Origin of the sequence: Streptomyces sp. NPDC059455 (assembly GCF_042750115.1) — a bacterium.
GTDB classification, from domain to species: domain Bacteria; phylum Actinomycetota; class Actinomycetes; order Streptomycetales; family Streptomycetaceae; genus Streptomyces; species Streptomyces endocoffeicus.
The window spans coordinates 1-17,090 of the sequence record NZ_JBHYVB010000207.1; the positions used below are offsets into that span (position 1 = coordinate 1).

The following is a 17,090-nucleotide window of genomic DNA, read 5'->3' on the forward strand; positions in this document are numbered from 1 at the left end:
CTCCAGGCCGCCGCCGCGGCGTCCAGGACGTCGTCGGGCGGCACCCGCCCGGCCGGTCCGAGATCGTCGGGCAGGACGATGTCCTGGCCCTCCAGCAGCCGGCGGCGCACGGCCTGGCCGTTCCAGCTCTTCTTGCTCCAGGGCACGGGCCGCCCCTCGTCCAGGGCGGTGAAGGAGACCTCGGGATGGACCTCGTACAGCCGGTGATCGCCCCCGTCGCGGCAGGCGTTGGCCTCGCGCAGCTTCGCGGCCAGCCCCCACGACTGACGGCTCAGCCCCTTCATGGCCACCCGTCGGCAGACCTCGTTGGCCTCGTCGTAGTCGCCCGCCTCCCAGACCTCGCGCGGCGGTACGGAGAAGACCCGGGAGCGGTGCGGGGCCACCATCGCGGTGGCCAGGGCGTCGGCCTCCCGCCATCCCTCCGCCAGCAGCCCCAGCGGCATGTCGACCGCCACCACGACGGCGTCCGGAACCCGGCCGAGCAGCTCGCTCAGCGCCTCGGCGGTGTCGGCCCCGGCGAAGCGGCCCTCCTCGTCCAGGGTCACGGCCACCCAGCCGGTGCGGCAGTCGTCCACCCCCACGACGGGCGATTCCGCGCATCCGGGTGCGGGCGGAGTGTGAAAAGCATCGCTACGGGAACCCATGCGCCGTATCCGACCACGCGGATGAGCCGGTACGGGGCAGAACGGCGGAAAAGGACGGCTATGGGCGTACGTACATGGATCCAGGACTGGCCTGTCTACCGCCGGCTGACCGGAAGCGACCCACTCGGCCGCGGCGCCGCCGCCACCTCGGCCGCCGCCCGTGAGCGGCGCTCCGGCATCGCGGTGCGGACCGGAACGGAGATGCGGGGATGACCGACGCCTCGAAACGCTCATCGCTGATCGGCCGCAATCTGCTCGCCGGAGCCGAACCGGATGTCGCCGGGGACGCCGGGCACGAGGACCATCCGCCCCGGGTCGGCTTCTTCACCGACACCTCGGTGTGCATCGGCTGCAAGGCGTGCGAGGTGGCGTGCAAGGAGTGGAACGCCATCCCGGAGGACGGGCTGGACTTCACCGGCATGTCCTTCGACAACACCCAGGGCCTCTCCGCCTCCACCTGGCGCCATGTGGCCTTCATCGAGCAGAACGAGCCGCCGGGCCGGGACGGGACGGGGGGCGATGGGCGGACCGGGCTGCGGTGGCTGATGTCCTCGGACGTGTGCAAGCACTGCACCCACGCCGCGTGCCTGGACGTGTGTCCGACCGGTGCGCTGTTCCGCACCGAGTTCGGGACCGTGGTGGTCCAGGACGACGTCTGCAACGGCTGCGGCTACTGCGTGCCCGCCTGTCCGTACGGGGTCGTCGACGTACGGCCCGAGGACGGCGGGGCCCACAAGTGCACCCTGTGCTACGACCGGCTGGGCGCCGGTCAGGAACCCGCGTGCGCCAAGGCGTGCCCCACCGACTCCATCCAGTTCGGCCCCCTGGACGAGCTGCGCGAGCGCGCCGCCGCCCGGGTCGAGGAGCTGCACCGGGTGGGGGTCGAGGACGCGCGGCTGTACGGACACGACCCGGAGGACGGCGTCGGCGGCGACGGCGCCTTCTTCCTGCTGCTGGACGAGCCGGAGGTGTACGGGCTGCCGCCGGACCCGGTCGTCACCGCCCGGGATCTGCCCTCGATGTGGCGGCACGCGGGCGCCGCGGCCCTGACCCTGCTCGGCGGCGTGGCCGCCGTGTTCGCGGCCCAGGCCGACGCGAGCGGGCGCCGTACCGGAAGGAGGCGCTGATGAGCGAGTCGGACGTCACCCGTGACGGCGTCCGCGGCGCCCGGCCGGGCCGGGACGCGCAGGTCGGCAAGGGGATGCGGGACGGCAAGCGGCGCGGCCGCAAGGGCGGGAAGGGCCGCGAGGGCGAGCAGTCGATGGTCCCCGGGGCGGAGTTCACCTCCTACTACGGGCGGCCGGTGCTCAACCTGCCCCCCTGGAACCCCCGGGACATCGCGGGCTACTTCTTCCTCGGCGGGCTCGCGGGTGCCGGGTCGGTGCTCGCGGCGGGCGCCGAGCTGACCGCCCGTCCGGCCATGGCCCGCGCGCTCAAGGTGTCCTCGATCGCCGCCCTGGCCGGGTCCACCGCCGCCCTGATCCACGACCTCGGGCGCCCCGGGCGGTTCGCCAATATGCTGCGGGTCTTCAAGCCCACCTCGCCGATGAGCGTCGGCTCATGGGTACTGGCGGCCTACGGCCCGATGGCCGGTGCGGCCGCCGCCTCGGACGTGGCCGGGCGGCTGCCGCGCGCCGGCCGGGCGGCCACGGTGGCGGCGGCCCTGCTGGGCCCGGCGGTGGCCTCGTACACGGCGGTGCTGCCCGCCAACACGGCCGTCCCCGCGTGGCACGACGGCTACCGCGAACTGCCGTTCGTCTTCGTCGGCTCGGCCGCCATGGCGGCGAGCGGTATGGCCCTGCTGGCCTCGCCGGTCGCCGAGAACGCCCCGGCGCGCGGCGTCGCGCTGCTGGGCACGGCGATGGAGACCGCAGCCGTCAAGGCCATGGAACGGCGGCTCGGGGTGGTCGCCGAGACCTACCGCGAGGGCCGGGCGGGCAAGCTGATGCGCGCCGCCGAGGTGCTTTCGGTGGCGGGCGCGCTCGGCGGCGCCCTCCTCGGCCGCCGCAACCGCCCCGCCGCGGCCCTCAGCGGCGCCGCCCTGCTGGCGGCCTCGGCGTGCACCCGTTTCGGGGTGTTCCACGCCGGGATGCGGTCGGCGGAGGACCCGAAGTACACGGTCCTGCCCCAGCGGGAGCGGCTCGAGGCGCGGCGGGAGCGGTCGGATGACGACTGACCCGCCGCCAGGAGCATCGAGAGGCTATCGCTTGGCCGAAGGCGACGGCGAGGTTGACTTGGGCGAGGTCGCCTTGGAGGACGCTGCCTTGGGGGAGGTTGCCTTGGGCGAGGCCGACGGGGAGTCGGGCGCCGTGCCACCGCCGGGGTTCGGCCCGTAGGCGTCCAGGAAGCGGTCGCGGAAGGAGCTCATCTTCCACACCGGGGCCTTCGCGCCCGGCATCAGACCGTCGTCCCAGCCCCAGTGGGAGATCCGGTCCAGCACCGCCTTGTCGTGCGCGACGATCGCCACCGGCACGTCCCGGCTGGCGTTGTCGCCGCTGACCCGGGCGAGGGGCTGGTGGTCGCCGAGGAAGACCAGCACCGTGTTCTTGTTGCCGTACTTCAGCACATAGTCGATGAGGCTGTTGACCGAGTACTGGATGGACCTTCCGTACTCGGTCTTCACCTTGTTGGCGTCGGTGAACACGTCCGCCGGCTTCTTGCCCGCCTTCTGGATGGCCTTGTAGACCGAGCCGTCGCCGACCTGGCCCCAGGGGATGGTCTTGGGGATGGGCGCCCAGGGCTGGTGGCTGGAGGTCAGGATGATCTCCGACATCAGCGGCTTGTCGCGCTTCTTGCCGTGCTCCAGGCGCTGGAACGCCTTCAGGGCGTACTGGTCGGGCATGGTCGACCAGCTGAACTTCGGGCCCTTGTAGCCGAGGTCGCGGGAGTCGTAGACATGGTCGAGGCCGTAGAACTTGCCCTCCGGCCAGCCCTTGGTGACACCCGGCATGATGCCGACGGTCCGCCAGGCGCCGGTGCGCTGGAAGGCGCGGGTGATGGACATGTGGTCGCCCGCGGTAACGGTGCGGTAGCGGTTCTGGTTGTCGATCCACAGGCCGGTGAGGAAGGTCGAGTGGCCCAGCCAGCTGCTGCCGCCGTACGTGGCCGAGGTGAGCCAGCCGCTCTTGGAAGCGAACCCGGCCTTGCCCAGCCGCTTGGTGGCGTTCTTCAGCGTCTTGTCCACACCGGGCGCGATCGCCGGGTCCTCGATGGCCGAGCGGCCGTAGCTCTCGATGAAGGTGAACATCATGTCCTTGCCGCGCAACCCGGTCAGCAGCTGGTCGCCGGGGGTGTCGCCGTAGGTGTCCACGGCGGCCACCTTGGCGAACTCCCGCTCGTCCTTGAGGGTCTTGCGCACCCGCTCCGCCCGGTCCTGGACCAGCGCGGTGGTGCTCCTGGACGCGAACGGTGCCCCGGCCACCTGCACCCCGAGCGCCGCGCACATCACCCAGACGGTGCCGAGCACCAGGGTGGTACGGGTGGACACGGCGGTGTTCCGCGCCATGACGTTGCTGACCCGCAGGACGGCGAGCGCCATCAGGACGAGCAGGGCGACGGCGAGCACCACGACCCCGATCACGGCGACGGTGGCGGCCGTCCCGCCGATCGAGTCCTTGAGGTACGACTCGGCGTCGTCCAGCAGTATCCAGTCGAGCACCACGTTGAACCCACGGCCGAGGAACTCGTTGAAGCCGATGTCGAGGAGGTTCAGGATGGTCAGCGCCCCGAGGGCCGCCCCGGCGAGCACCGCCACCACCCGCCGCGCCATCGTCGGCAGCATGAGCAGCAGCGTGGCGCCGAAGATGCCCTCCACCGGGATGCGCATGAAGGCGCGGGGTTCGACGAGGGCGAGTTTGGTCGGCAGGAGGAGGGCGATGAACACGAGGGCGAGGGACAGCCCCGTGACCGTCCACGCCACCGTCCGTGCCACGACGGGGTACTTGACCCGCCACCCCTTGCGGGTGGGGGCCGCGTCGGGGACGGTACCGGCCAGCGGGCCGGTCACGGTGGTCTCCTCCGGGTCCGCCGCCTCCTCCGCATCGCCGGATGGCTCCGGGGAGTCGTCGTGTCCGGCGGAGACGCCCGTGTCCGCGACGGTGTCCGTGTCCCGGGCGGTGTCCGTGTCCCGGGCGGTGTCCGCGTCCCGGGCGGTGTCCGTGTCCCGGGCGGTGTCCGTGTCCGTGTCCGTGTCCGCGACGGTGTCCGCGTCCCGGGCGGTGTCCGTGTCCCGGGCGGTGTCCGTGTCCCGGGCGGTGTCCGCGTCCGCGGTGGCGTCCGTGTCCGCGTCCCGGGCGGTGTCCGCGTCCGCGACGGTGTCCGCCGCCTGGGCGGGGGCCGTGTCCCGCTCCCCGGCGTCATCCCGCCCCTGGGCGGGGACATCCGGCGTGCGCTCAGGTGGACCCTCCGGTGACGGGCCCTCCGTCAAGCCCTCCTCCGTGGTTCCCTTGTCCGTTTCCGACCGCTGACGAGAGCTCGATTGGCGCGACAACCCGAAGGTCCTTCCCTGCGAAGCCCGGTGGTGGCACGGCGGACCCGGCTCGGGTGGCCGGGCCCGTCGTTATCCGTACGGCGTGCCGGGGGTCCGCGTTCAATCACCTGGCACTTTTCCCGGCGCGTTCCGCCCCTCGCGAGTGCGCCCGCCCCGACGTTACGCTGCATCCCTCACACGGATGTGAAGGTGAGGGGAATCCGCGCATGCGCATCGGAGAGCTGTCGGAGCGCACCGGCACACCGCGTCGGCTGTTGCGCTATTACGAGGAGCAGGGGCTGATCCTGCCCGACCGCTGCGCGAACGGCTACCGCTCCTACGACGAGCGGCTCGTCGACCGGGTGCTGCAGATCAGGGGCCTGCTCGACGCCGGGCTCCCCACCCGCGTCATCAAGCAGATCCTGCCGTGTCTGGACAAGCCCCGGCTCATTCACTTCTCCGATGCCACACCGGAGATGATCGCCACGCTGGAGAACGAGCGGGACCGCATGACCCGGCGCATCGACTGCCTGACCCGCAACCGGGACGCGATCTCCGAGTATCTTGACGCCGTGATCGGTAACCACACCAGCAGCTGAACCACCGGGGGAGCCCGCGATGACCGTCCGCCGTGTCGTACCCAACGTCCGGTCCGAAGCGATGCGGGAGAACCGGGAGTTCTACGGTCTCCTGGGCCTCGAGGAGGTGATGAACCTCGGCTGGGTCATGACCCTCGCCTCCCCCACCAACCCCACGGCCCAGATCGGTGTGATGACCGACGACGAGACCGGGCCGGTGGTCCCCGATCTGAGCATCGAGGTGGACGACGTGGACGCGGCCTACGCGGCGATGCGCGACAGCGGCGCCGAGATCGTCCACCCCCTGCGGGACGAGGAGTGGGGGGTGCGCCGCTTCTTCGTCCGCGACCCCAACGGCCGGGTGATCAATGTGCTGACCCACCGCCGGGAGCCCGGGGACGTGGCCGGATGAGCCACATCGAGATCAACGGATCGCCCGCCACCGCGGACACCCTGCGGCTGCCCGCGCTCACCAGCTACGGCCACTTCACGGCCATGCAGATCAGGGACGCCCGGGTCCGCGGCCTCGGTCTCCATCTCGAGCGGCTGCGCTCGGCGACCCGGGAGTTGTTCGACGGCGACCTCGACGACGCGCGCGTACGGGCGGACGTCCGGCACGCCCTGGAGACCGCCGGGGTCCGGGACGCCTCGCTCCGGGTGTATGTCTACTGGCCCGAGGGCGACGAGCGGGCCACCGTGATGGTCACGGTGCGTCCCCCGCAGACGATGGCCACGGAGCCGAAGTCCGTGATGTCGGTCCCCTTCGTCCGCGAGCTCCCCCACATCAAGCACCTGGGCGGCTTCGGGCAGCACCACTACCTCACCGCCGCGCACCGGGCCGGGCACGACGAGGCCCTCCTGGCCGACCCGCGGGGCGTGGTGGCCGAGGGCGCGATCACCAATATCGCCTTCTGGGACGGCTCGTCCGTGATCTGGCCGGACGCCCCCTCACTGCTCGGCATCACCATGGCCCTGCTCGCCCCGCGCCTGCCCTCGGCCCGCCGCCGCGTCACCCTCGCCGACCTCTCCTCCTACCGGTCGGCGTTCCTCACCAACTCGCAGGGATTCGCGCCGGTGCGGCGGATCGACGAGGTGGAGTACGCGGTCGACGCGGAGCTGATGCGGCGGGTAGGCGCGGCGTACGACGCGGTGGAGTGGGACGCCGTCTGAGGATGCCGGGGCTGCCGCTAGCGGTCCCCCCGGGCGGCGGTGCGCCGGGCGGTGTCGCGGCGGGGCCGCAAGGGGGCGTCCTCGTCGCTGAAGAGCTCCGGATGCTTGGAGCGGATCTTCTCCACATCGCTGAAGACCAGCCGCAGATGGGAGCGGAGCGACTCGTCGGCGCGGTCCAGATCGCCCGCCTCCAGCAGGTCGACCACCTCGCGGTGCTGGCCGATGAGCAGGGACATCTGCTGGGTCATCGGCAGTGACAGCCTGCGGGCCCGGTCCAGCTGGGCCTTGGCCTGGCTGACGACCGGCCAGGCCGAGGCATGTCCGCTCACCGCCATCAGCCGGGCGTGGAACTCCTCGTCCAGTTGGAAGAAGCCCTCCATGTCGGACTGACGGTCGGCCTCCTCCTGCGCGGTGAGCAGCACCCGCAGCTCGGCCACGTCCCGCGCGCCGGCCCTGCCGATGGCCTCCCGGAGCGCGGCGCACTCCAGCGCCTCCCGGATGAACTGGGCGGAGGCCACATCGCGCTCCCGGATGCGCGAGACGAACGTGCCCATCTGGGGGTAGATGTCGACCAGCCCCTCGTCGGCGAGCAGGATCAGGGACTCGCGGACGGGAGTGCGGCTCACCCCGAGCTCGGCCGCCAGGTCGTTCTCCGAGACGGCGGAGCCGGGCTCCAGCTCCAGGCCGACGATGCGCGAACGCAGCACCTCATGGACCAGCTGCCGGGTGTTGCGCCCCCGGGAGCGTGCCGCGTGCAGTCCCTCCGCCGATGCCATCTGGCCCCTTCCGAACCCTTGACTCCACTTGCTGACGTACTTGTATGGTAGCCGACCGACAGCCCGGACTCCACCCCGGGAGCCCGCTCAGTGAGGAGCACGTACACATGGCCACGATCACGGAGGCCAAGGTCATCGTCACCTCGCCGGGTCGCAATTTCGTGACCCTGAAGGTGACCACCTCCGACGGCGTGACCGGTCTCGGTGACGCGACCCTGAACGGCCGCGAGCTCGCGGTCGCCTCCTATCTGGAGGACCACCTCGTACCACTGCTGATCGGGCGCGACCCCGCCCGCATCGAGGACACCTGGCACTACCTCTACAAGGGGGCCTACTGGCGCCGCGGCCCGGTGACCATGACCGCCATCTCGGCCGTGGACACCGCGCTGTGGGACATCAAGGGCAAGGTCGCGGGCCTCCCGGTGTACGAGCTGCTGGGCGGCAAGGCCCGCGAGGGCGCCCTGGTCTACGGCCACGCCAGCGGCGGCGACGTCCCCGAGCTGCTGGACGACGTGGCCCGCTTCCAGGAGATGGGCTACCGCGCGATCCGCGCCCAGGCCGCCGTCCCCGGCTCACCGGGCACCTACGGCATCCGCCACGGCACGGTCGCCACCGTCTACGAGCCCGCCACCGGCGCGCTGCCCGAGGAGCAGCCGTGGTCCACCGAGGCGTATCTGGACTTCGCACCGCGCTATCTGGAGGCGGTCCGCGAGCGGTTCGGTTTCGGCTTCCACCTGCTGCACGACGTCCACCACCGGCTCACCCCCACCGAGGCGGGGCGGCTCGGCCGCAGCCTGGAGGAGGTGCGGCTGTTCTGGATGGAGGACCCCACCCCCGCCGAGCTCCAGGAGTCCTTCCGCCAGATCCGCCAGTCCACCACCACCCCGATCGCGGTCGGCGAGGTGTTCAACTCCATCTGGGACTGCCAGCAGCTCATCACCGAGCGGCTCATCGACTACATCCGCGCCTCGGTCGTACACGCCGGCGGCATCACCCATCTGCGGCGGATCTTCCACCTCGCCGAGCTGTACCAGGTGCGCACCGGATCGCACGGCGCCACCGACCTGTCCCCGGTAAGCATGTCGGCGGCCGTCCACCTCGATGTCACCGTGCCCAACTTCGGCATCCAGGAGTACATGGCACACGACCCGCTCACCCACGAGGTGTTCCGGCCCGGCTACGAGCTGATCGACGGCGCCCTGCACCCCCACGCCACGCCCGGCCTCGGCATCGAGCTCGACGAGGAGGCGGCCGCCCGCTTCCCCTACGACCCGAAGTACCTCCCGGTGAGCCGCCGTACCGACGGGTCGGTGCACGACTGGTGACCGCCGACTCCCCGCGACGCCTGTCGCTGGCCACCCTGCCCCGCGTCCCCGCCGAGAGCCGCCCGCCCGTCGACCCGCGGGCGCTGCGCCCCCGGATCGTGCACCTGGGCATCGGCGCCTTCCACCGCGCCCACCAGGCCCTCTACACCGAAACCGCCGAGGCCGCGCACGGCGGCGGCTGGGGCATCGCCGGTGTCACCCAGCGCAGCCGGTCCGTCGTGGACGCGCTGCGCCCACAGGACGGGCTGTACTCGTTCACCGAACGGCGCCCCGACGGCCCGGCCACCCGCGTGGTCGGCACCGTGACCGAGGTGCTGCACGCCACCGACGACGCCGCCCGGCTCGGCGCGCTCCTCGCCTCCCCCGAGGTCACCGTCGTCACCCTCACCGTCACCGAGAAGGGCTACCGGCGCGACGCCGCCACCGGCGGACTCGCCCTGGACGACCCGCTGATCCGGGACGACCTGGCGGGACGGCCCGCGCCCGCGAGCGTGGCCGGGCAGCTCGCGGCGGGGCTGCGCGCCCGGCTGCGGGCCGGCGGCGCCCCGGTGTCGCTGGTCTCCTGCGACAACATGGCCGACAACGGCGCCGTACTGCGCCGCCTGGTACGGGAGTTCATCGCCGCCACCACATGGGACGACCGCGACCGCCTGCTGGACTGGACCACCGGCTCGGTCGCCTTCCCCGCCACCGTCGTCGACCGCATCGTCCCCGCCACCACCGACACCGACCGGCGGACCGCCGCCCGCGCCCTGACCGTGGACGACGCGGGCGCGGTCACCGGCGAACCGTTCACCCAGTGGGTGCTCCAGGACATCTTCGCCGCCGACCGCCCGCGCTGGGAGGCGGCCGGGGTGCGCTTCGTCCCCGATGTCAGCCCCTACCAGCTCGCCAAGCTCCGGCTGCTCAACGGCTCCCACTCGCTCATCGCGTATCTCGGGCTCGGACACGGATGCGAGACCGTCGCCGATGTCCTGGCCACCCCCTGGGGCGAGGAGACCGTACGCGCCTACTGCGCCGAGGCCGCGCAGAGCCTGCCGCCCACCGAGGGGCTGGACCTCCCCGCCTACATCGACAGCCTGGTGGACCGCTTCGCCAACCCCGCGATGCACCACCGCATCCAGCAGATCGCCATGGACGGATCCCAGAAGATCCCCGAACGGTGGCTCGCCCCACTGCGCGAACTGCGCGCCGCCGGACGGGACACCCCGCTCCTGGCCACCGCCCTCGCCGCCTGGGCCCGCCTCACCCGCGACCGCCCCCTGGACGACCCCCGGGCCGAGGAGCTGCGGCGCGCCTGGGACGGCCCGCACACCGAGGCCCCGCGCCGGCTGCTGCGGCTGCTGGGCGCCGAGGACCTCGCCGACGACACCGCCCTCGTCGCGTCCGTACGGGCGGAACTGGACCCCGGCGCCCGGCCACCGCGCTGACCCCACGCACCACCCCTTCAAAGGAGAGCCGCCTTGAAGACCCCCAGAGCCGTCCCCGCCACCGACCAGCCATCCCCACCCCAGGACGAGGCCACGACCGGACCACCGCGCCCCCGCGGGCCGCGCCACAACACCCGCTGGCTGATGGTCTTCCTCTGCTTCCTGGGCATGACCGTCAACTACGTCGACCGCGCCACCATCTCCATCTCCCTGCCCTATATGACCGATGACCTGCACATCGGCCCCGAGTGGCAGGGCGTCATCCTCAGCATGTTCTTCGTGACCTACGCGCTGGGCCAACTGCCCGCCGGGGCGCTCATCGACCGCTACGGCGAGAAGCGCATGTTCGCCATCGGCGGGCTGATCTGGTCACTGGTCACCGTGGGCACCGGATTCGTCCGGGGCATCGGCAGCCTGCTCTTCGCCCGCCTCGCCCTCGGCGCGGGCGAGGCCCCCGCGTACCCCTCGTGCGCCAAGTCCGTCTCCCGCTGGTTCCCGGTCCGCGAACGGGCCCTGGCCAACAGCGTCTGGGACAACGGCGCCCGCGCCGGCACCGCCGTCGCCGCCCCCGTCGTGACCGCGCTGATCGCCTGGCAGGGCTGGCGGATGGCGTTCTGGGTCACCGGCGCCGTGGCCCTGCTGTGGGTGGCGCTGTGGCTCAAGGCGTACCGCGAGCCCTCGGCCCGCGGCGGGCTCAGCGCCGAGGAACGTGCCTACGTCACGGCGGGCGGCGCCCGGCTCGAGGAGAACCCCGCCGAGGAGACGACGGCGCCGGAGGAGCCCACCGTCCGCTGGCGCGACCTGTTCCGCCACCGCACGGTCTGGGGCATGATGATCGGCTTCTTCTGCCTCAACTACGTCATCTACTTCTTCATCACCTGGTTCCCCAGCTACCTCGTCGACGCCCGCGGCTTCGACCTGCTCAAACTGGGCTTCTACGGCGCCCTGCCCGGCATCGTCGCCATCGGCGGCAGCCTGCTCGGCGGCTGGACCAGCGACACCCTGCTGCGCCGCGGCTGGTCGGTGACCCGGGCCCGCAAGACCTGTCTGGTGTGCGGAATGCTCTTCTCCTCCGTCATCGCCTTCGCCGTCCTCGTCCCCAGCGCCATGTGGGCCCTCGCTCTGCTGTCCGTCAGCTACGCCAGCCTGGCCTTCTCCGCCGCCTCGGTGGCCAGCCTGCCCGCCGACGTCGCGCCCACCCCGCGCCATGTCGCCTCGCTCGGCGGCATCCAGAACTTCGCCTCCAACCTCGCCGGGGTGCTCGGCTCGACCACCACCGGTCTGCTGCTGGGCTTCTTCCACCACTCCTTCGTCGCCCCGCTGATGCTGTCCGGGGCGCTGTGCATCGTCGGCGCCCTCACCTACGGCCTGGTCGTCAAGCGCGTCGAACCGCTGCGGCTGACCGCCGCCTGAGCCCCCTTCACGTCCTCGCGCACCAGGAGAACCACCCGATGAACGACGCCACCGCCGCGATCCTGCACGGCCCGAAGGATGTGCGCATCGAGCGGCACCCGATTCCCGGGCCCGCCCCCGGCGAGGTCCTCGTGGAGATCGGCGCGGTCGGGCTGTGCGGCTCCGACCTGCACTACTACGCCCACGGCGAGAACGGCCCCAATGTGCTCCGCTCCCCCACCGCGCTCGGCCACGAGGCGGCCGGAACGGTCGTGGCGGGCGACGGCCCACTGCCCGCGGGCACCCGGGTCGCGATCGAGCCCGCCATCCCCTGCGGACGCTGCCGCGCCTGCCGCGCGGGCCGCTACAACCAGTGCCCCCACGGCCGCTGCTTCGGCTCCCCGCCCACCCACGGCTCCCTCACCGGACACCTGGCCGTGCCCCAGGAGTTCACCCACCCCCTCCCCGACGACTTCCCCCTCACCTCCGGTGCGCTCATCGAACCCCTCGCGGTGGCCCTGCACGCGGTGCGCCGCGGCGCGATCGCGGCCGGGGACCGGGTGCTGGTCACCGGCGCCGGGCCGATCGGCCTGCTGGTCCTCCAGGCCGCCCGCGCGGTCGGGGCGGGCGAGACCGTGGTGACCGACATCAACCCCGGCCGACTGGCCCACGCCCACCGCCTGGGAGCCGACCGGACCCTGGACACCTCCCGCGAACCCCTCCCTCAGGAGCCGCTGTTCGACATCGCGCTCGACTGCTCCGGCATCGAGGCCGCCCTGGCCGCTGCCGCCCACGCGGTACGCCCCGGCGGCACCCTGGTCGCCGTCGGCAACCCGCCCCAGCCCCGGACCGCGCTCCCGCTGGCCTGGATGCAGCGCCAGGAACTCAGCCTGGTCACCGCCTTCCGCTACGCCGGGGAGTTCCCCGCCGCGGTGTCCCTGGCCGCCACCGGACGGGTCGACCTGGAGTCGCTGATCACCACGCGCTTCCCGCTGGAACGTTCGGCGGACGCGCTCCGGACGGCGCTCACCGACCCGGCGCAGCTGAAGGTCGTCATCGAACCCTGAGCCGCCCAGGCCCCTGAGACAGGTTCCGGGCGGCCGTGGCCCCGCCGCACCCCGTCCGTCCCACCCGTCAAAATGGGGATCATGTCCCGACGTACCCCACGCCCGCGGCCGGCCCGCCCCACCCCGGCCGCCTGCCCCTGCGGGCTGCCCGCGGCCTATGACGACTGCTGCGGCCGACTGCACCGCGGCCAGGCCCCGGCGACCACCGCCGAGCAGCTGATGCGCTCGCGCTACAGCGCCTTCGCCGTCGGGGACGAGGCGTATCTGCTGCGCAGTTGGCACCCCACCACCCGGCCGCCCGGCACGGGCCTCGACCCGGGGCTGACCTGGGTGCGCCTGGAGATCCTGGGCACCACCGAGGGCAGCGCGTTCCACACCACGGGCACCGTCGAGTTCCGCGCCCACTACACCCAGGGCGGCCGCGCGGGCTCGCTCCACGAGAACAGCCGCTTCGTACGCCACGAGGGCGCCTGGGTCTATCTCGACGGTGTGACCGAAGACTGATCTCACCCCGCGTCAGCGATCACGGTCCGCACCGACTTGGTCATTTGTTTCCCGTGTCGTCGCCGACGCCTTCTGGTGCCCGGTCAACTCCGGGGCGATGCTGGGGCGCTGTGCGTGTGAACCACGCGTGTCCCCTGGCCCCATGGAGTTGCCGTGCCTCCTGTCGCGTTCGCCAGACCACTGGCGGCCCTGGCCGCGGTGTCCGCCCTCGTGCTGGGCGCCGCCGGCCAGGCCACCGCCGACAACACCCCCGCCCCGGCGCCCGAACCCGCCCCCAGGTCGTCCTCGGAGATGCTGCGCCCGGTCGCGCCCCCGGCCGCCAGCGGCGCGACCGGCACCCGGTCCGTGGCCGACGGGGACGGGGTGCAGACCGCCCGCTCCTCCCGGCCGGTCGCCCCGGGGGTGCGGCTGACCTCGTACGACCGGCTGGAGTCGGACAAATGGCTGCGGGTCGACTCGTTGTCGGTGGACCTGGCCGACGGCACCAAGGTCGACTATCTCCACCCCGACCAGGTCGCGGGGCGCCGGACCGTCTCCCAACTGGCCGCCGAGCACGACCCCGGGCCGGGGCGCCGCACGGTCGCGGCCATCAACGGTGACTTCTTCGACATCAACCAGACCGGCGCCCCCGAGGGCAACGGCATCGGCGACGGCCGCCTCGTCAACTCCGCCTCCGCCGCCGGGCCCGCCCGGGCCGTCGGCATCGGCCCGGCCGACGCCGGCCGCGTCCTCCAGCTCTACTTCGACGGCACCCTGACCCTCCCCGACGGCCCCCACCCGCTCGCGGCGCTCAACGCCGCCAACGTCCCGGCCACCGGCATCGGGGCGTACACCGCCCAGTGGGGCGAGGCGGACCGCGCCCAGACCGTGGACGGCGCACGGCGCACCGCCGAGGTCACGGTCGTGGACGGCAAGGTCACCCAGGCGGCCGGCGCGCCCGGCAAGGGCCCGATCCCGGCCGACGCGACCGTGCTGGTCGGCCGGGACGCCGGGGCCGACACCCTGTCCGAACTGGCCGTCGGCGACGCGGTGTCGATGGAGTACCGGCCCCGTACCGACGGCGGCGACCTGCCGCGCACCGCCCTCGGCGGCCGCGAACTGCTGGTGGTGGACGGCAAGGCGGTCGGCCACGAGGGCGAGGGCAACAACGCCACGGCGCCGCGCACCGCGGTCGGCTTCTCCCGCGACGGCCGCACCATGCAGATCCTCACCGTGGACGGACGGCAGGCCGACAGCGGCGGCGTCACCCTCACCGAGCTGGGCCTGATGATGAAGGACGCGGGCGCCTACAGCGCCCTCAACCTCGACGGCGGCGGCTCCTCCACCCTCGTCGCCCGCGAGCCCGGCAGCGACACCACCCGGGTGGAGAACAGCCCGTCCGACGGGACCGAGCGCAACGTACCCAACGGCCTGGCCCTCACCGCCCCCGACGGCAGCGGCCGCCTCAAGGGCTTCTGGGTGGACACCGCGATGGACCGCGCGTCCGCGCCCACCGCCGACCCGGTCCGGGGCGGCCACCCCGAGCGGGTCTTCCCCGGGCTCACCCGCCGCCTCACCGCCGCCGGTTACGACGAGACATACGGCCCCGCCGAGGGCGCGCCGCAGTGGCGGACGGACGATTCCCACATCGGCCGGGTCGATGCCGACGGCACCTTCACCGCCCGCCACGGCGGCGACACCACCGTCACCGCCCGGCGCGGCGCCGCCCATGGCGACCTGGATCTCACCGTCCTGGACCGGCTGGACCGGATCCAGCCGACCAGCCGGCTGGTCGGCCTGGCCGACGCCGAGGCCACGGGCCGGTTCGGCATCGTCGGCCTGGACGCGCACGGCACCAGCGCCCCGGTCGAACCGTCCGATGTGCGACTGTCGTACGACCACGCGCTGTTCGACATCGCCCCTGACCCCCGGACCGGCACCTTCACCGTCAAGGCGCGCCACGACCAGGCCGCGGGACAGGTCAAGGTCGCCGTCGGCGGCACGACCACGGTGCTCGCCGTCACCGTCGGCCTGACCGAGCGGCAGGAGGCGTCCTTCGACGACGCCGACCGCTGGACCTTCAGCCAGGCCCGCGCCTCCGGTTCGGCCGAGGCCACACCCGACGGGCACAGCGGCACCGGGCTCAAGCTGGACTACGACTTCACCCAGTCCACCGCCACCCGCGCCGCCTATGTCACCCCGCCCCAGCAGATCGCGGTGGACGGGCAGCCGCAGTCCTTCGGCCTGTGGATCAAGGGCGATGGCAAGGGGGCATGGCCCACCCTGCACCTCAAGGACGCGGCGGGCTCGGACCAGTTGCTCCGCGGGCCGTATGTGACCTGGACCGGATGGCGACATGTCGACTTCGCCGTACCGACCGGGATCGCCTATCCGCTGAAGGTCAACCGCTTCTACCTCGCCGAGACCTCCGCCACCCGCCAGTACACCGGCAGTGTGGTCATCGACGACCTCACCGCACGGGTGCCGCCCTCCGTCGAACTGCCCACGGAGAGCGTGCGCCCCGATCCGCTGATCTCCACCGCCGCCCGGACGCGGGGACGCGACTGGCGGTTCGCGGTGATGTCCGACGCGCAGTTCGTGGCCCGCGATCCGAACAGCCCGATCGTCGCCCAGGCCCGCCGCACCCTGCGCGAGATCAAGGCGGCCAAGCCCGACTTCCTGGTGATCAACGGTGACTTGGTGGACGAGGGCTCCCCAGCCGATCTCTCCTTCGCCCGCACCGTGCTGAAGGAAGAACTGGGCGATGAGCTGCCCTGGACTTACGTGCCGGGCAACCACGAGGTGATGGGCGGCTCCATCGACAACTTCACAGGCGAATTCGGTCCCGCCCACCGCACGTTCGACCACCGAGGCACCCGCTTCCTCACCCTGGACACCTCACGTCTGGGGCTGCGCGCCGGTGGCTTCGACCAGATCAAGGAGTTGCGCGCCCAGCTGGACGCGGCCGCCGAGGACCCGGACATCGGCTCGGTCATGGTGATCGAGCATGTGCCGCCGCGTGACCCCACCCCGCAGCAGGGCAGCCAGCTCGGCGACCGCAAGGAGGCGGCGCTGCTGGAGGGCTGGCTGGCCGACTTCCGCCGCACCACCGGCAAGGGCGCGGGCTTCATCGGCAGCCACGTCGGCACCTTCCACGCCTCCCGGGTGGACGGCGTCCCGTACCTGATCAACGGCAACTCGGGCAAGAACCCCGCCACCCCACCCGGTCAGGGCGGCTTCACCGGCTGGTCGATGGTCGGCGTGGACCACGTCTCGGGGCGGGATCAGGCGGCCGCGCGCCACGCGCCGTGGCAGGGCGGCCCGGACTGGGTGTCCGTGCAGACCCGCGCCCATGTGGACGGGCTGACCGTCACCGCCCCGGCCGAACTGCGCACCGGGGAGGACGCCGACGTCACCGCCACCGTCCTCCAGGGCGAGGGGACCGCTGCCCGCCGGGTGCCGGTCGGCTTCCCGCTCAGCGCGGACTGGACCGGCTCGCCCAACCTCCACATCGGCGATCCGGACAACGCCGGGCGCCGCGATGTGGCGGCGTACGACCCGGCGACCGGCAGGCTGACCGCGCTGCGCCCGGGAACGGCCACCCTCGCGGTGAGCGTGAACGGCGCCATCGCACAGGCGCGGTTCACCGTCACCGCGGCGGGGGGGGGGGCCCGGGGGGGGGGGGGGGGGCGGGGGGGGGGGGGGGGGGCTGGCGCCGGGCCCGCGCCCCCCCACAGATGACCCACCCACGCCCCCA

15 protein-coding genes are annotated in these 17,090 nt (G+C 72.9%); 12 read left to right on the top strand and 3 right to left on the bottom strand.

Annotation, left to right across the window (positions count from 1 at the left end):
* A partial coding sequence (locus tag ACFXB5_RS44020) for a DUF429 domain-containing protein (RefSeq protein WP_385219384.1) occupies positions 1–581 on the bottom strand: 581 nt, incomplete at its 3' end.
* 123 nt (positions 582–704) lie between these two features.
* Here ACFXB5_RS44020 and ACFXB5_RS44025 point away from each other — a divergent pair.
* Genes ACFXB5_RS44025 through nrfD form a run of 3 tightly spaced genes read left to right on the top strand, consistent with a single transcriptional unit; the run spans position 705 to position 2,820 of the window.
* Complete coding sequence (locus ACFXB5_RS44025; RefSeq protein WP_385219414.1) at positions 705–857, top strand: hypothetical protein; 153 nt, start codon at positions 705–707, stop codon at positions 855–857.
* Positions 854–1,771, top strand: a complete 918-nt coding sequence (locus ACFXB5_RS44030) for a 4Fe-4S dicluster domain-containing protein (protein ID WP_385219385.1) — start codon at positions 854–856, stop codon at positions 1,769–1,771. The genes ACFXB5_RS44025 and ACFXB5_RS44030 overlap by 4 nt, the downstream gene beginning before the upstream one ends.
* Positions 1,771–2,820 (top strand): NrfD/PsrC family molybdoenzyme membrane anchor subunit, encoded by a 1,050-nt coding sequence (gene nrfD, locus ACFXB5_RS44035; RefSeq protein WP_385219387.1) that lies wholly within the window; start codon positions 1,771–1,773, stop codon positions 2,818–2,820. Before ACFXB5_RS44030 ends, nrfD begins: the two co-directional genes overlap by 1 nt.
* 24 nt (positions 2,821–2,844) lie before the next feature.
* On the opposite strand, the gene ACFXB5_RS44040 is transcribed toward nrfD, so the two are convergent.
* Complete coding sequence (locus ACFXB5_RS44040; protein WP_385219389.1) at positions 2,845–5,070, bottom strand: sulfatase; 2,226 nt, start codon at positions 5,068–5,070, stop codon at positions 2,845–2,847.
* 269 nt (positions 5,071–5,339) lie between these two features.
* Between ACFXB5_RS44040 and ACFXB5_RS44045 the strand changes: the two genes are divergently transcribed.
* From ACFXB5_RS44045 to ACFXB5_RS44055, 3 genes are read left to right on the top strand one after another with little or no spacing between them, the layout of a single operon-like run.
* A complete protein-coding gene (locus ACFXB5_RS44045) occupies positions 5,340–5,711 on the top strand; it encodes a MerR family transcriptional regulator (protein WP_385219391.1) in 372 nt (123 codons plus the stop codon).
* 19 nt (positions 5,712–5,730) lie between these two features.
* Positions 5,731–6,102, top strand: a complete 372-nt coding sequence (locus tag ACFXB5_RS44050; protein WP_385219393.1) for a VOC family protein — start codon at positions 5,731–5,733, stop codon at positions 6,100–6,102.
* Positions 6,099–6,860 (top strand): aminotransferase class IV, encoded by a 762-nt coding sequence (locus tag ACFXB5_RS44055; RefSeq protein ID WP_385219395.1) that lies wholly within the window; start codon positions 6,099–6,101, stop codon positions 6,858–6,860. The genes ACFXB5_RS44050 and ACFXB5_RS44055 overlap by 4 nt, the downstream gene beginning before the upstream one ends.
* 17 nt (positions 6,861–6,877) lie before the next feature.
* On the opposite strand, the gene ACFXB5_RS44060 is transcribed toward ACFXB5_RS44055, so the two are convergent.
* On the bottom strand, positions 6,878–7,636 hold the full coding sequence (locus tag ACFXB5_RS44060) for a GntR family transcriptional regulator (protein ID WP_385219397.1): 759 nt from the start codon (positions 7,634–7,636) through the stop codon (positions 6,878–6,880).
* A gap of 107 nt (positions 7,637–7,743) precedes the next feature.
* On the opposite strand from ACFXB5_RS44060, the gene manD reads away from it, so the two are divergent.
* From manD to ACFXB5_RS44090, 6 genes are all read left to right on the top strand, one after another.
* Positions 7,744–8,961 carry a D-mannonate dehydratase ManD gene (gene manD / locus ACFXB5_RS44065; RefSeq protein ID WP_385219398.1) on the top strand — a complete coding sequence of 406 codons (1,218 nt, stop codon included), beginning with the start codon at positions 7,744–7,746 and terminating at the stop codon, positions 8,959–8,961.
* A complete protein-coding gene (locus ACFXB5_RS44070) occupies positions 8,958–10,391 on the top strand; it encodes a mannitol dehydrogenase family protein (protein ID WP_385219400.1) in 1,434 nt (477 codons plus the stop codon). Before manD ends, ACFXB5_RS44070 begins: the two co-directional genes overlap by 4 nt.
* Before the next feature lie 33 nt (positions 10,392–10,424).
* Complete coding sequence (locus ACFXB5_RS44075; RefSeq protein WP_385219402.1) at positions 10,425–11,804, top strand: MFS transporter; 1,380 nt, start codon at positions 10,425–10,427, stop codon at positions 11,802–11,804.
* 38 nt (positions 11,805–11,842) lie between these two features.
* On the top strand, positions 11,843–12,850 hold the full coding sequence (locus ACFXB5_RS44080) for an NAD(P)-dependent alcohol dehydrogenase (protein ID WP_385219404.1): 1,008 nt from the start codon (positions 11,843–11,845) through the stop codon (positions 12,848–12,850).
* A gap of 81 nt (positions 12,851–12,931) precedes the next feature.
* A complete protein-coding gene (locus ACFXB5_RS44085) occupies positions 12,932–13,354 on the top strand; it encodes a YchJ family protein (RefSeq protein ID WP_385219405.1) in 423 nt (140 codons plus the stop codon).
* A gap of 153 nt (positions 13,355–13,507) precedes the next feature.
* Entirely contained in the window at positions 13,508–17,074 is a 3,567-nt protein-coding gene (locus ACFXB5_RS44090) for a phosphodiester glycosidase family protein (RefSeq protein ID WP_385219407.1), read from the top strand.
* The last annotated feature ends 16 nt before the right edge of the window (positions 17,075–17,090 follow it).

Excerpts from the sequence above, each read along its gene's own strand:
- ACFXB5_RS44085 (WP_385219405.1), top strand. The coding sequence starts at position 12,932 with ATGTCCCGACGTACCCCACGCCCGCGGCCGGCCCGCCCCACCCCGGCC.
- ACFXB5_RS44080 (WP_385219404.1), top strand. The coding sequence starts at position 11,843 with ATGAACGACGCCACCGCCGCGATCCTGCACGGCCCGAAGGATGTGCGC.
- ACFXB5_RS44050 (WP_385219393.1), top strand. The coding sequence starts at position 5,731 with ATGACCGTCCGCCGTGTCGTACCCAACGTCCGGTCCGAAGCGATGCGG.
- ACFXB5_RS44045 (WP_385219391.1), top strand. The coding sequence starts at position 5,340 with ATGCGCATCGGAGAGCTGTCGGAGCGCACCGGCACACCGCGTCGGCTG.
- nrfD (WP_385219387.1), top strand. The coding sequence starts at position 1,771 with ATGAGCGAGTCGGACGTCACCCGTGACGGCGTCCGCGGCGCCCGGCCG.
- ACFXB5_RS44060 (WP_385219397.1), bottom strand. The coding sequence starts at position 7,636 with ATGGCATCGGCGGAGGGACTGCACGCGGCACGCTCCCGGGGGCGCAAC.
- ACFXB5_RS44025 (WP_385219414.1), top strand. The coding sequence starts at position 705 with ATGGGCGTACGTACATGGATCCAGGACTGGCCTGTCTACCGCCGGCTG.
- manD (WP_385219398.1), top strand. The coding sequence starts at position 7,744 with ATGGCCACGATCACGGAGGCCAAGGTCATCGTCACCTCGCCGGGTCGC.
- ACFXB5_RS44055 (WP_385219395.1), top strand. The coding sequence starts at position 6,099 with ATGAGCCACATCGAGATCAACGGATCGCCCGCCACCGCGGACACCCTG.
- ACFXB5_RS44030 (WP_385219385.1), top strand. The coding sequence starts at position 854 with ATGACCGACGCCTCGAAACGCTCATCGCTGATCGGCCGCAATCTGCTC.